Genomic DNA, 13,917 nt, shown 5'->3' with positions numbered 1-13,917 from the left:
ATGAGGATTTATCATGCTGGAATTAATTCATGAAATTTTGAATAGCGAAGAACGCATTGATTTACGTCAATTTTTACACCAACTACGTCAACAAAATAAACAATACTTACTCCGAAATGATATTTTGTCAGCTTTTAGTGATTACTGTAAAAGTCTGCAAAAATCAGAATTCTTTTGTAACACTTCTCAATTAGGAAAGCTGATCTATTTCACCCAAGAAATTATCCTTAACAATGGCAATTCTTGCTTGGTAGTAAGACCAAAAATTGCTAATCAACAGGTATTTCAGATAACTGAAGACTTGCAAGTTGAACCAATGACCGTAGAAGAATTGTTAGACTTGCGCGATCGCCTTGTCAATCGCTTTCACCCTCACGAAGGCAATCTCCTAGAACTGGATTTTCATCCATTGTACGATTATTCACCGACAATTCGCGATCCAAAAAACATTGGTAAGGGCGTGCAGTTCCTCAACCGCTACTTATCCAGCAAACTTCAGGAGTCGCAACAGTTGCAAGAAAGACTGTTTACATTCCTAAGTCTGCATAACTATAACGGTACACAATTACTAATTAACCCCCGGATTCAAAATCAGCAGCAACTATCACAACAGGTCAAATTAGCTCTTGATTTTGTTAACAAATATTCTCCAGCTACTCCCTACAGACAATTTTGCTTTGAACTGCAAGAGATGGGATTTGAACCCGGTTGGGGTAACACCGCAGGTCGCATTCAAGAAAGCTTAGAACTTTTGGATGGGTTAATTGACTCGCCTGATCACCAAGCTTTAGAAAATTTTCTATCTCGGATACCAATGATGTTTCGCATCGTTTTGGTGTCAGTCCACGGCTGGTTTGGACAGGAAGGTGTTTTGGGAAGACCTGACACAGGTGGACAAGTAGTTTATGTTTTAGACCAAGCCAGAAGTTTAGAGGAGCAACTCCAAGAAGACATAACTTTAGCTGGATTGGATGTGATTGATGTCCAGCCAAAAGTCATCATTCTGTCTCGGCTAATTCCTAATAGTGATGGTACTCGCTGTAATCAGCGTTTAGAGAAAGTTTATGGTACTACAAATGTCTGGATTTTGCGAGTTCCTTTCCGAGAATTTAATGCGAAGGTAACGCAAAATTGGATTTCTCGGTTTGAAATTTGGCCTTACTTAGAAACTTATACCATTGATGCCCAAAAAGAAGTATTAGCTGAATTTCATGGGAAACCAGATTTAATTGTTGGTAACTATTCAGATGGGAATTTAGTAGCTTTTTTACTGGCGCGTCGTTTAAAAGTTACCCAGTGTAATATTGCCCATGCTTTAGAGAAGTCTAAATATTTATTTAGTAACCTCTACTGGCAAGACTTGGAGGATAAGTATCATTTTTCGCTTCAGTTTACAGCTGACTTAATTGCCATGAATGCGGCTAATTTTATTATTAGCAGTACCTATCAAGAAATTGTGGGTACTCCAGATAGTGTAGGGCAGTACGAATCTTATAAAAGTTTTACCATGCCAGAACTTTATCATGTTGTAGATGGCATAGAGTTATTTAGTCCTAAGTTTAATTTAGTACCACCAGGAGTAAACGAAAGTTACTTTTTTCCTTATACAAACACAAATAGCCGACTTAAATCAGAACGCGATCGCTTAGAGAATCTGCTATTTAATCTCGAAGACTCCAACCTCGTATATGGCAAATTAGATAACCCCAATAAGCGACCAATATTTTCAATGGCGCGTTTAGATAGAATTAAGAATCTTACAGGTTTAGCAGAGTGTTTTGGTAAAAGTGAGGAACTACAACAACACTGTAACTTGATTTTGGTAGCGGGTAAATTACGCGTTGAAGATAGCAGCGACCATGAAGAAGCGACTGAAATCGAAAAACTCTATAGAATAATTGATCAATATCATCTCCACGGCAAAATTCGCTGGTTAGGTGTTCGCCTTTCTAAAAGTGATTCTGGAGAAATTTATCGCTTGATTGCTGACCATCAAGGAATTTTTGTGCAACCTGCTTTGTTTGAAGCTTTTGGTCTTACGGTTCTCGAAGCAATGGTGAGCGGATTACCTACCTTTGCTACTGAGTTTGGTGGGCCATTAGAGATTATTCAAAACGGAGTAAATGGATTTTATATTAACCCCACTCGGTTAGAAGAAATGGCACAAGTAATTCTGGATTTTGTTTATAAATGTGACCAAAAACCAAACTATTGGTTGAAAATTTCTCAACAAGCAGTTGAGAGGGTTGTGAAAAACTACACTTGGAAAATTCACTCTACTCGCTTACTTTCCCTTGCCAAAATTTATGGTTTTTGGAATTATACTTCCCAAGAAAATCGTGAAGATATGCTCCGCTACTTGGAAATACTATTTTATTTAGTATTCAAGCCAAGAGCACATCAATTATTAGCGCAGCATCTGCAACGCTAAGATTAATTGAGGAATACAGGGGTGAAAATATTTTAGAATTGGGATTGAAGAATATAATTCAAAATTTCCAATTTTTGATGCAGTAATATCCCTGTATTTTATCAAGATATTCATATTTTTTATTATTACTAACACTTTGTAATTTTCAGGAATTAAATATGAAACTACTTTTAGTGATTGATTTAGACAATACTCTGGTTGAGAAAGATAAAGGTACTAATATTTTAAATCAGCGGTTAGCAGGCTTCCGCAAGTATATTTATTTAGTCTATGTTACAGAGCACTCTGAAACTGCTATTCGTAAATTTATAGCACAAGCAAATATATTAAAACCAGATTACTTAATTGCTAGTCTAGGTAGTGAGATTTATCAACAGGGTTTGATTTTAGATCGGGATTGGGCTAATTATATCTCCAAAGGCTGGAATAGAGATACAATTTGGGCAATTGCCAGCCAATTCTCGGGATTGCAACTGCGCTCCAAAAGTGAACAAACCCGTTGGAAAATCAGCTTTAGTCTAGATACAGATGCCTCACTTCACGTTATTGATGATTTGCAAGATTTATTAAACTTTTCGGGACTATCGACTCAGGTTATTTTCAGCAATGGGTGCGATGTTGATATAGTCCCCAAAAATTGTAATAAGGGTAAAGCTACTGCATATCTGCAACAACTACTGCAAGTAGAACCGGAGATAACAATTATCTCTGGAGGTTCAGGAAATGACATTAGCCTATTTCAATTGCCATCGCCGGGAATTATAGTCAATAATGCTCAGACAGAACTTCTCCAGTGGCACTTTAAGACTCATTACCCTTGGCACTATTTAACTGATTCTCCTAACGCTGCTGGTATTATTGAAGGACTGGTTTATTTTAATATTTTGCCATTCCCTAACAGCTGGCGATCGCTACCCATTTCCAATTAATTCTCATGCTCCTAAATCAGCAATCGCTTGTACTAACTCAAAGATATAGGGATAGGGATTACCCTTTGTAAACTTTCTACCAGAATGTATAGCTGGTTATAAGTTTGGGCAAGACGTTCGCCATCAACAATCACTTCTGTGGTTGGGTAGTTTTGAATTATTTCAATTAACGAAACTTTGTTGTCTTTGTTAGCAGATAAAATTATCGCTGAACGCAAAGCCTGTCGATTGGCTTGACCAGAAGGAGTACTAACCGACTGACCAATTCGATCCAATAAAAATTCACCTATTTGGTTATTGAGGACACGATCTAATACAACAGGATTAGCATTTACCTCTTGTGTCAAGATTTTTTGAACTGCCTTTGGATCTTGTCCAGCCTGATTAAAGTAGAAATTTAGGCTTTGCGAAACTTCTCCGGTCTCAGCAAGTTTCGTTAATTCATCAACTGATACAGATGGACGAAAAATACCGGATTTAAAGGTAACTCTTTCGGCAGCGATCGCACTGTTAGTGTAAAGAAGAGTAACAATACTTACTATTAGAGATAAATTATATTTTAAGATCTGAATTGAGAATTTCATTGTTTTATCCTTTTAGTTATATATAAATTTGATAAATTAAAAATAATTGCAGAATTATTTATAAATAGCCAGATTCTATTGTAAAATCATCTAAATAAAAATGTTTTTATTCATGCTCTTGCATGATTTTTTCTGTTATTGATTAAATTACTTGTTATGAAAAAGCCTCTGCTAAGTAGCAGCTTTAGGAACTTCCAATTAAAAAATATTCTCTTATTATTGTTGACTGTTGAGCGTTAACAGTCAACAGTCACGTCCGTGTGAGCGAAATTGTGTTCAACAGCCAACGACTTTAAGCGGAATAATTGATTTTTTGGAGTTCCCTGACTCGTTATATACTTCAAGAATTACAATTCACGACTTCTCAACAGAGGCTATTGGTTTAGTAGGCTTTGCGGGTAAAAGTGTAGTAAAGCCAGAGACCAATAATGGCACCAATGATTGAGACTATAATACCGCCAATACTCAATCCTGCTGATGTAAAGGCTAACGTTCCTGTGGTTAACAAAGTGTATATGCTTCCACCAATGAGCGCACCAATCATTCCCAGGAGTATTGTGCCTAAAATGTTACCCCCTTGATGTCCGGGATAAATCATTTTTGCGATTGCACCTGCAATTAGACCTAAAACGATCCAAGCTATAATATTCATAAGTTTTCTCCATTAACAACATATTTCGTTAAACACACTGAACATTCAATCAGTAACTCTACCTGTTTTTGTAATCAAACAAAAATTACTATTTCTCTTTGATCAACGAATTAAGCGTGTTTTTCTAGCTATGTATAGAATATGATTTTCGTCAAGACTATTTCCACTATCTGAAGTAAGAGAATCTATCTAAACAGTGTCTACCTTAAAATATCTATTTTTTGATAATCGGGTTTTTCTTCATCAATCTTACACTGTTCCTTATTCATTGTTCTCTTTGGAAAAACTCCACTTCTCAACTTAGATGATAAATAATAAGCATCAGCATATCAAAATTAGTTTATTAAGAAATTAGGCGTTGCTTAAGATTTGGATGAATTAGCAAATGAAACCATTAATAATTAGTTCCAAGTTTAACGCCATCATCAGATGAGTTAGCAACGCCTGAAATTAAGCTGAGTTTGCCTTCAATACAAAGATAGTGATTTTTCAGTCTAAGTTTAACAATCAGTTGTAAAAATAACGGGCAAAATTTGGGCAGAAATCGGGTAGTTATTTAAAACCAGGTAGTTGCTGGAATAAGTTTTATATTGATAACTCCTTAAAGCTAGCAACACTACAGCACTTCAAGCTATTATGCAATACAGTTTTTCTTCTTGCCCTTTCCTATCATAGCTTTCAGCTATGAGGATGTACCTCATAGCTGCCGGAAGTGCTGTATTTAAAATACTACGTCTACAACGGACTACACATACTCTATTTTCAACACTTATGTCTATATATTTAATCTAAATCATGAAAATACAGGCTGATTAGGCTGATACATATAGATATGAAATTAGCATGAAATATTGTTAATCCATTAGAAATAAATATTCCTTATTACTATTGGCAGACGCATTTCCATTTCTACATTTATAAGGTAGGGCTAAAGGCAATTGTGCCTATAAATAAGTAAATCCGGAGGTAAAAATCTTGGCTGTACAACAACTAACCTTAAATCAAGTTAACCAAGAAATGCAGCAATGTATTCAAAACTGCTTAGATTGCCATAGCATCTGCTTGAATACTGTGACTTACTGCTTACAAAAGGGCGGTAATCATGCAGAACAAGCTCATATTCGGCTTCTGCTTGATTGTGCGGAAATTTGTGAAACTAGTGCTAATTTTATGCTGCGGGCATCTGAGTTACATACTCGTACCTGCGGGGTTTGTGCAGAAGTGTGTCAGCGTTGCGCTCAGGAGTGCGTAGACGCACAGCGGCTTGCCGACAGGCATCGCATGAGTAATGATGCTCAGATGAAAGCTTGCGCTGATATGTGCCGTCGCTGTGCTGAATCTTGTCGGCAAATGTCAATAGCAGCTGCGTAAATCATTATAAATACTGGCTACTGCATGGACAAGATTTCTGAATGCAGTAGTCAGTAAGAGAAAAATTATATCTAGTTAAAAGTGATTAAAAGCAAGGTTTCGCAAAATTTTCAGTGGCATTTTTTCATCCTAATTGCTTGCCGCACGGGACGTAATAACGAAGTAAACAGTACCAGCACAGGAATAATTTCCACTCGTCCCATCCACATAAAAAAAATTAAAATCAAAGCCAAATTTTGAACTGTAGATAGAACGGGCATTTGAGCGTTTATTTTCTAACAAAATGGCTGAGATTATGTTTTTTGCTAAAAGTCTTATGCTGTAAGCGTTCCAGATTATTCTCCGCCGAAAATAGTCAGATAACAGTGCAAGAAATAAAAAGATCGCACCGATCGCTGTGATTAAAATATTGAGTTCATCCAAGGGTCAGTAACCGATTTTGAAACTTGAAACTGAGTTTCTCAGTGTGTCAATTATAAATATATGTAAATAGTTTCTATTCAAGGCAGCATCTATCAATAGGAGAAGATGATCTTTATCTCCTTAGTTGAGATCCAGTATTTATGATTAATGATTTACCGCCCAAAAATCGCAGCATCAAGTGAATAAGCACCAGGGCCTAAAACTGCGATCGCAATCAACATCACGCAGTACATAAATGCTTTTTCCCAGCTTGGTGGTTCACCTTGTCCATTAGCTCCTTGATATTGCTCGGGCGGAATTAAGTATGGATCTTGGGCTACAAAAGGTTTATGACCAGCGATGTGTAGATATATTGCAAAAATCATTGAGCCGAGAATAGGTAAGGTTCCTAAGAGCGTCAAAAATCCCACAATCAGAAAAATTCCGCCACCTAACATAGACGCAGCTGATAAAAAGCACATAAAGACAGGCATTTTGAGAGACTCAGCCCACTGTCTCAGATGGGTTATTTTCGGGTAGCCGTGTAGTAAAAACAATCCGCCTACGCTAACTCTTAGTAGTAAAAGTGCTAATCCTGGGAAGCTATTAGGATACACATTATTGATTGAACTTAATAGATTGAGACTGATCTGTGGGACATGAAATGTAGTTAGTAGAAAAGCGATCGCTATACCCAGCACAAATTTATAAATCATAGCTGCACCCCACGGGTATTCAGGTTGATAACATATAAGGATTTGCCTGCTGTGATGAATAGAGAATCACGTTTCTTACCGCCAAAGGTGAGGTTAGCGCCTACTTCCGGTACAAGAATTTTCCCTAAGCGAGTTCCATCAGGAGCGTAAACCTGTACGCTGTCACCAGAAGTAGTAAAAATATTGCCATGTTTGTCAACTCGCAATCCATCAGGTTGACCTGGTTCGATGACTGCAAACACGCGTCCGTTCTTTGCCCATTGACCATCCACAACCTCGTAGACGCGAATATGATGAGGCCCGCCGGGAATATTAAACGCAGCCGTATCTGAGACATACAGTAGGCTTTCGTCTGGGCTAAAAGCCAGTCCATTAGGGCGCACCATGTCAATTACTACAGGATAAATCTCACCTGTTGCTGGATCAAAGCGATACACGTAACTTCCGGGTTGTTCCTGTTCGCCACCGTATCCTTGGTTTGGTTCAGTAATGCCATAGGGTGGATCGGTAAACCAAATTGTGCGATCGCTTTTCACGACCAAATCGTTGGGACTGTTGAGGCGTTTGCCTTGGTAGCGATCAACTAAAACCTTCCATTCACCGTTATGTTCCCGGCGAACGATCGCACGCAAACCTGACGAACAGGAAACTAGACGACCTTCTAAGTCACGGTAATTACCGCTTTGGTAATCAGATGTGTCTCGTAGAACGGTTACGTTATCAGTAGCACTCCACCGCAATAGGCAGTTACCGTGAGCATCACTCCACACAATACTGTCGTCTTCGTGAAAGTAAACAGGCCCTTCACTATGAACTGCACCATTGGCCAGCTTTTGCAGTAAAGCATCGGTCGGGACAATAGCACGCAGGCGATCATCATAAATCTCAATAGCTTCAGCCATAGGAATCTCCTGTGATCTAACTCGGTAGCTGACAATAAATAGCAGATTCAAATTAATATCCAATTGCTATAAAGCTGCATCATTTTTTTATAACAATCTGTATTTTATATAAAATTAATTGTGATTTTATTGATTTATGTTACCTCAACCTATAGATATACTATTATGTGGATTTTTATTTAAGTCTGTTTAATGTTTATTTTTTTAATTAATAGTTTAATAAATGCCATATAAATTTTATTTGTTACTTAGATTTATTAGCCCTACATATTTGATATTCTATATTTAAAAAATGAAATTAAAATGAAATTATTCCCTGTCTTTAGGTATAAAAAATATTAATTCCTTAGGCAGAAGCATTACTGCAATTAAAGTTTTAGCCTAAGTGTAGGAATCTATCTTTAGAGCTATATGATATTTAAAAAAATTTAGAATATAGCTGAAACTATTGCTAAATTACTGTGCATAAAATGACATAGTGAGACTTTTTCACTCGTAATAAACATGAAATTATGACGAGCATCTCAGACCATTACGACATCATTATTATCGGTACAGGAGCAGGTGGCGGGACATTAACTCACCGCCTTGCACCCACAGGTAAAAAAATTTTGGTGCTAGAACGAGGCGATTTTTTACCGAGAGAGAAAGATAATTGGAATCCACAGGAAGTTTATCAAAAACATCGCTACCATACTGATGAAGAATGGTATGACAAGGGAGGTAAGGCTTTTAAACCTCAGACTGGTTACTGGGTTGGTGGCAATACCAAACTTTATGGTGCAGCCTTAATTCGATTACGAGAGCGCGATTTTGAACAGGTAATTCACAAGGGAGGAATTTCTCCAGAATGGCCTTTGAAATATCAAGACTTTGAACCGTACTACACCCAAGCAGAAAAGCTGTATGACGTACATGGAAAGGAAGGAGAAGATCCAACCGAACCATCTCGTAGTGAGCCATATCCTTATCCGCCTGTGAGTCATGAGCCGGATATGCAGTCTCTTGTTGATGGTATCCGCGAACTGGGATATTACCCATTTCATTTACCCATAGGATTAAAGCTCAATGAGAGCGATACTACAAATAGTCCCTGCATTCGCTGCGATACCTTTGATGGATACCCTTGTCTGGTACAAGCAAAAGCTGATGCCGACGTTAACGCCATTCGTCCGACTCGTGAAAAGTATGCCAATGTTACCCTGAAAACCAATACCAAAGTTTTACGGTTGCATACTAGCGAGTCAGGACGAGAGGTTACGAAGGTAGAAACTGAAATTGCCGGCGAGAAGCATTGGTTTACAGGCGATATTGTAGTGGTTGCCTGTGGTTGTGTCAATTCAGCCGCTTTGTTGTTACGTTCTGCTAACGATCGGCATCCCAATGGATTGGCAAACAGTTCCGATCAAGTCGGGCGGAATTTCATGAAACAGTTGGAAACCGCTATTGTTTCTATACATTTAGATGTAAATAACGCTAAGTTTCAAAAAACCATCGCTGTCAATGATTTTTACTGGGGAGAGCCGGATTTTCCTTATCCGATGGGCATGGTGCAGAATACCGGTAATGTCCTAGCTGATATGATTCCCGCCGAAGCCCCTCCACTCATGGCTCCATTTGTCAAGCTAATTCCTCATTTTGAGCGCCATTTATTAGCTGAGAGGTCAGTTGGTTGGTGGTTGCAGACAGAAGATTTACCAGATCCTAATAATCGGATTCGTGTAGTAGGAGACAAAATTCACATTGACTATACCCTCAACAATACCGAAGCAAGCGATCGCTTGATTCATCGTTGGACTTCTGTACTCAAGTCAATCCCGCGTTCTGCTAAACACGTTCTGCCATTTAGCATTTATCCCCGTACTCATCTGCCTGAACAAGCAGTTGCCCATCAATGCGGTAGTTGTCGATTTGGCACAGATCCCAAAACTTCAGTTCTTGACCCCAATTGCCGTACTCATGATGTTGAGAATCTCTATGTAGTAGATAGTAGTTTCTTTCCGTCAAATTCTGGCGTGAACCCGACGCTGACAATAATGGCCAATGCTTTGCGCGTAGGCGATTATCTAGCTGAACAATTGAAGTGATACCAATTTCAAAAAAGAATGCAACAGATACACGGTTTCTTAATTTACGTTTAATGTGAATTACGTCTTGAAAGCCTTTAATTTCGTCGATAGTCACAAAACATAATTTTGGGCTAGTCTAGAAAACCTTATAAAATAAGCGGCGTTTCTAATTCACATAAGGCGTAATTTTGAATTTTGAATTGGTATGAGATGGTTAATTAATCAAGTCAAAAAGGACAAAATATTATGACAAACGATGAACGACAAATTACACCACAACAGCAACCTCAACAGAATGATTCAACAAGCAAATCTTATCCCTTAGCTACAGGTTTAGGTGCGGTGGGAGGTAGTGTAGCCGGATCTGCGATCGGTCGCTCAATTGGTGGTAAGGTGGGTGCTGCCATTGGTGGCGTTGCAGGGGCAATTACTGGTGGAGTTGCGGGTAACAAGTTAGCAGAGTACGGTGAGGAATTTATTGAGGAACTTCAGCCAACAGTTGGGTTGGAGTTAGGAGCCGATGACAAACCAATTGCATTACCCTGTCATTATAGTTGGGAGGAATTACAAGCACTATCAAAACCGCAAGGTGCAGAAATTCAACCCAATAGTACCAATGAGCAATAAAAGCGATCGCGATTCATCATCACAAACTACAAACTGATTTTCCACAAGCGCTTTTCAATCTGCTACCTGGCTTTCTCCTAGATGGAGGTCGCCTATTCTGTGCCCTTGTTTGGCTGTCTCATCATTACCTATATGCCAGAAGGAGGTAAATGTGTTTAACCGACAAGCACAATCACTAGAAGAGAGAATTACTAAGCTTGTAAAATGTGCTCAACGTCGAAATATCCGTGAGACAGTGGTTGCAGGCGCTCTCATTGGGGTCTTTGCTTTGATTATGGCTTACGATATTTATCAACAACCAGAAGACATTCTCGCAATCATTGGGAGCGGAGTGATAATCTTCGCGCTGTTGCTGGATATAACCGTCATCTGGTGGAAACTGCACATCCCCAAATCAGAACTGTCTGCGTTCCCCCCTACTCAGTTTCCAGACAAGTGGAAGCAGCGTCTGACCCATCAGGCTCGTATGCTCAGGCTCGTTTGGCTATGGTATCTTCTGCCTTTATTCTTGGGACTTTTTATCTATTTGTTGAGCGTTTACGACGCATCTTCCGGTGCTGTAATCATACCACTTTTGATTCAAGCCGTTGTCTGTATCGGAATCTGGCGGTTCAACCTAAAAGCAGCCAAACAGATTGAACGGGATCGTGACGCTTGGTTTGGCAATTTGCGTACTGTCTAACACAAGCTTGAAGGCAATGTATGGAACGACTATTCCTTTCTCGACTCGGATGACGGTTGTACGGTTGAACAATGGTGAATTATGGTGTCATTCACCAGTTGAACTAACTCAAGCACTGAAAACAGAGATTGATACACTTCGGTTTAGTCCGCCATCTCTTTTCACCTAACAAGATTCATTATGCTCACATTAGCACTTAGGCTAAAGCCTACCCAGAGGCGATCGCTATATCTTAAGTAGAATAAAAATTTCATAGTGATTTCATTTTTGCGTGAAAGCGTAATTAAAGAAGGCTTTTAGCACTGGGTTGACTATGCGGCTGATATTAGTTGAGGATGAAGCGGATTTAGGTGCAGCAATCAAACAAGTCCTGAGTCATGAGGCGTATGTAGTTGATTGGTTTCTGGATGGTACTCAGGCATGGCAATATCTCGAAACTGGATGGACTGAGTACACGTTAGGGATTTTTGATTGGATGCTGCCTGGAGTTTCCGGGATAGAGTTGTGTAAATGGTTGCGATCGCGTCAATTAACTTTACCCGTTTTGATGTTAACTGCTAAAGACCGCATGGAAGAAAAAATTATTGGTCTAGATAGCGGTGCAGATGACTATTTAGTTAAACCGTTTGATATGGCAGAATTGCTAGCAAGATTACGGGCATTACAAAGGCGAGCTTCTTACACAGGAACAGCACTGATACCCCAACCCCGACGCTTACAAGTAGGCTGCTTGACGCTCAATTACAGCACGCATGAACTTACTCGACAGTATCCTCACGGTGAAAAGCAAGTATTATCTTTAACTGCCAAAGAATTCCAATTATTAGAATATTTCATGCGGCATCCTCACCAAATTATCAGTCGCGACCAAATTATTAATCAACTTTGGGAAATTGGTGTAGAACCGGTTAGCAATGTAGTAGCAGCACAAATTCGCTTATTGAGACGCAAATTGGGAGAAGAAGACAGCGAATCTTTGATAGAAACTATCTATGGTGTGGGCTATCGCCTCAACATTCATGCTGCTGATTTTTGCTAACTTGAAGCAACACTTTGAGATCCTATTTTACTACCTTGGCATTAATGAGATTGCTTCCCTAGACTGCGTTTCAGTCGCAATGACATATACTAATTTTGATTGAAACTTGGTATAAGTAAGGTTCAAGAAATATGAAACACAATCCCATTTTCCACCAGACTCGGTTACGGCTAGCAGCTTGGTATACCCTAGTCATGGGTGGTATTCTAGGGCTATCGGGATTGGGCGTTTATAGTGTAGTTGCCCATGCTTACCAAGAAACTATAGACCAGGGTTTGGAATCAGTAACAAAAGCACTGCATCAAAGTATTGAACCTGCTTGGCAGCAACCTGGACACTTAGAAGAACTGGCTAAAGAACTTTCCTTAAAGTTATGTATAACTCAAACAAACTGTTTGCCCAAAACAACTATTATTCAACAACCAATAGCAGAGGCTGCTAACGGAGTTAATTACTATATACGCTTATTGGATCGTTCAGAAAAACTGTTTGCTATTGCCGGTATCTCATTTGATAAGTTACCGATAACCTCACCTTCAAAGCATTGGCAAATCCTCACAGATTCGGATGGCATTAGATATCGCCAAATCACTTTACCTCTATATACTCAAAACCAGCTTTCGGGTTATCTACAAGTGGCGCGCAGCCTCACTGATTTAGACCAACATCTTACTTATTTGAGATTAACTTTAGTGTTGGGATTGCCAATTTCCATGATTTTTGTTGGTTTGTCTAGTTGGTGGTTGGCAGGAAGGGCAATGCAACCTGTATATCATACATACCAACAAATGCAGCAATTTACTGCTGATGCTGCCCATGAGTTTCGCACACCTTTAGCAGCGATGTATTCTACGATTGAAGCTGCTATTAAGTTACAGCAAGAACCAAAATCGAATAATGGACTTTTAGATGTACTCAAACGCCAAAATCGTCGCCTGTCGCAATTGGTAGGAGATTTGCTGCTGTTAACGAGAATAGATCAAAAACAACTAACACAAGAATATCAGCCTTGCTGTTTGAATGATTTAATTAGCGATTTAATTGAGGAATTAGCATTTTTGGCAGTAGAAACTCAGATACATCTTTATAAGCAGATACAAGTTTCAGAAAAACTTTACGTTATGGGAAATGAAGAACAGCTTTATCGTCTAATCTCCAATTTAATTATCAATGCAATTCAAGCAACAGCTAGTGGCGGAACAGTCACGGTTTTTTTAGAACATAGTGAGCGTTACGCCATCATCAAAGTCCAAGATACAGGAATTGGCATTGCTGTTGAACATCAAGGGCGAATTTTTGATCGCTTCTACCGAGTTGAGCGCGATCGCTCTCGCACCTCTGGTGGTTCGGGATTGGGTTTAGCTATAGCTTGGGCGATCGCTCTTGCCCATAAAGGTAGCATTCAAATCCAGAGTCAGCTAAATGTGGGCAGTACATTTATCCTACGACTTCCCTTAGGTACTTCCAAATAAAAAAATATCCTATCGCTTTGATGGCAGGAAGCGGCTAGTCA

At 39.1% G+C, this 13,917-nt stretch carries 14 protein-coding genes; 9 read left to right on the top strand and 5 right to left on the bottom strand.

Annotated elements, in window-relative coordinates:
- Positions 1-13: 13 nt before the first annotated feature.
- Both AACU32_RS19105 and AACU32_RS19100 read left to right on the top strand, forming a co-directional pair.
- Positions 14-2,431 (top strand): sucrose synthase, encoded by a 2,418-nt coding sequence (locus tag AACU32_RS19105; protein WP_096602330.1) that lies wholly within the window; start codon positions 14-16, stop codon positions 2,429-2,431.
- Between the two features lie 158 nt (positions 2,432-2,589).
- Positions 2,590-3,360 carry a sucrose-phosphate phosphatase gene (locus AACU32_RS19100; RefSeq protein ID WP_096602328.1) on the top strand — a complete coding sequence of 257 codons (771 nt, stop codon included), beginning with the start codon at positions 2,590-2,592 and terminating at the stop codon, positions 3,358-3,360.
- A 32-nt stretch (positions 3,361-3,392) separates the two neighbouring features.
- Here the strand turns inward: AACU32_RS19100 and AACU32_RS19095 are convergent, their stop codons facing one another.
- Entirely contained in the window at positions 3,393-3,944 is a 552-nt protein-coding gene (locus AACU32_RS19095) for an alpha/beta hydrolase (RefSeq protein ID WP_096602325.1), read from the bottom strand.
- Positions 3,945-4,326: 382 nt separating this feature from the next.
- The gene (locus AACU32_RS19090; protein WP_096602323.1) at positions 4,327-4,596 is read right to left on the bottom strand and encodes a GlsB/YeaQ/YmgE family stress response membrane protein; all 270 of its coding nucleotides are present in this window, start codon (positions 4,594-4,596) and stop codon (positions 4,327-4,329) included.
- Between the two features lie 975 nt (positions 4,597-5,571).
- Here AACU32_RS19090 and AACU32_RS19085 point away from each other — a divergent pair.
- Positions 5,572-5,967: a four-helix bundle copper-binding protein gene (locus AACU32_RS19085; protein WP_096602321.1), complete on the top strand. Its 396-nt coding sequence runs from the start codon at positions 5,572-5,574 to the stop codon at positions 5,965-5,967.
- Between the two features lie 129 nt (positions 5,968-6,096).
- Here the strand turns inward: AACU32_RS19085 and AACU32_RS19080 are convergent, their stop codons facing one another.
- The 3 genes from AACU32_RS19080 to AACU32_RS19070 form a co-directional block, all read right to left on the bottom strand.
- Positions 6,097-6,390 carry a hypothetical protein gene (locus tag AACU32_RS19080; RefSeq protein ID WP_339378079.1) on the bottom strand — a complete coding sequence of 98 codons (294 nt, stop codon included), beginning with the start codon at positions 6,388-6,390 and terminating at the stop codon, positions 6,097-6,099.
- Between the two features lie 152 nt (positions 6,391-6,542).
- Entirely contained in the window at positions 6,543-7,085 is a 543-nt protein-coding gene (locus AACU32_RS19075; protein ID WP_096602319.1) for a DoxX family protein, read from the bottom strand.
- Positions 7,082-7,987 (bottom strand): SMP-30/gluconolactonase/LRE family protein, encoded by a 906-nt coding sequence (locus AACU32_RS19070; RefSeq protein WP_096602317.1) that lies wholly within the window; start codon positions 7,985-7,987, stop codon positions 7,082-7,084. Before AACU32_RS19070 ends, AACU32_RS19075 begins: the two co-directional genes overlap by 4 nt.
- 512 nt (positions 7,988-8,499) lie before the next feature.
- On the opposite strand from AACU32_RS19070, the gene AACU32_RS19065 reads away from it, so the two are divergent.
- The 6 genes from AACU32_RS19065 to rppB all read left to right on the top strand — a co-directional run bounded on the left by AACU32_RS19065 (position 8,500) and on the right by rppB (position 13,876).
- The gene (locus AACU32_RS19065; RefSeq protein ID WP_096602315.1) at positions 8,500-10,074 is read left to right on the top strand and encodes a GMC oxidoreductase; all 1,575 of its coding nucleotides are present in this window, start codon (positions 8,500-8,502) and stop codon (positions 10,072-10,074) included.
- A gap of 228 nt (positions 10,075-10,302) precedes the next feature.
- On the top strand, positions 10,303-10,683 hold the full coding sequence (locus AACU32_RS19060) for a glycine zipper domain-containing protein (protein ID WP_339378078.1): 381 nt from the start codon (positions 10,303-10,305) through the stop codon (positions 10,681-10,683).
- 151 nt (positions 10,684-10,834) lie between these two features.
- A complete protein-coding gene (locus AACU32_RS19055) occupies positions 10,835-11,365 on the top strand; it encodes a hypothetical protein (RefSeq protein ID WP_096602313.1) in 531 nt (176 codons plus the stop codon).
- 16 nt (positions 11,366-11,381) lie between these two features.
- Positions 11,382-11,534 (top strand): hypothetical protein, encoded by a 153-nt coding sequence (locus AACU32_RS19050; RefSeq protein ID WP_339378077.1) that lies wholly within the window; start codon positions 11,382-11,384, stop codon positions 11,532-11,534.
- Positions 11,535-11,678: 144 nt separating this feature from the next.
- Positions 11,679-12,404, top strand: a complete 726-nt coding sequence (rppA, locus tag AACU32_RS19045) for a two-component system response regulator RppA (RefSeq protein ID WP_096602312.1) — start codon at positions 11,679-11,681, stop codon at positions 12,402-12,404.
- A gap of 131 nt (positions 12,405-12,535) precedes the next feature.
- Positions 12,536-13,876 carry a two-component system sensor histidine kinase RppB gene (gene rppB / locus AACU32_RS19040; RefSeq protein ID WP_096602310.1) on the top strand — a complete coding sequence of 447 codons (1,341 nt, stop codon included), beginning with the start codon at positions 12,536-12,538 and terminating at the stop codon, positions 13,874-13,876.
- Positions 13,877-13,917: the final 41 nt, after the last annotated feature.

This window comes from Calothrix sp. NIES-2100 (assembly GCF_963875285.1).
Lineage (GTDB): Bacteria > Cyanobacteriota > Cyanobacteriia > Cyanobacteriales > Nostocaceae > Aulosira.
The sequence above is the reverse complement of the archived record's forward strand: the minus strand, read 5'-3'. Positions and strand labels throughout refer to the sequence as shown.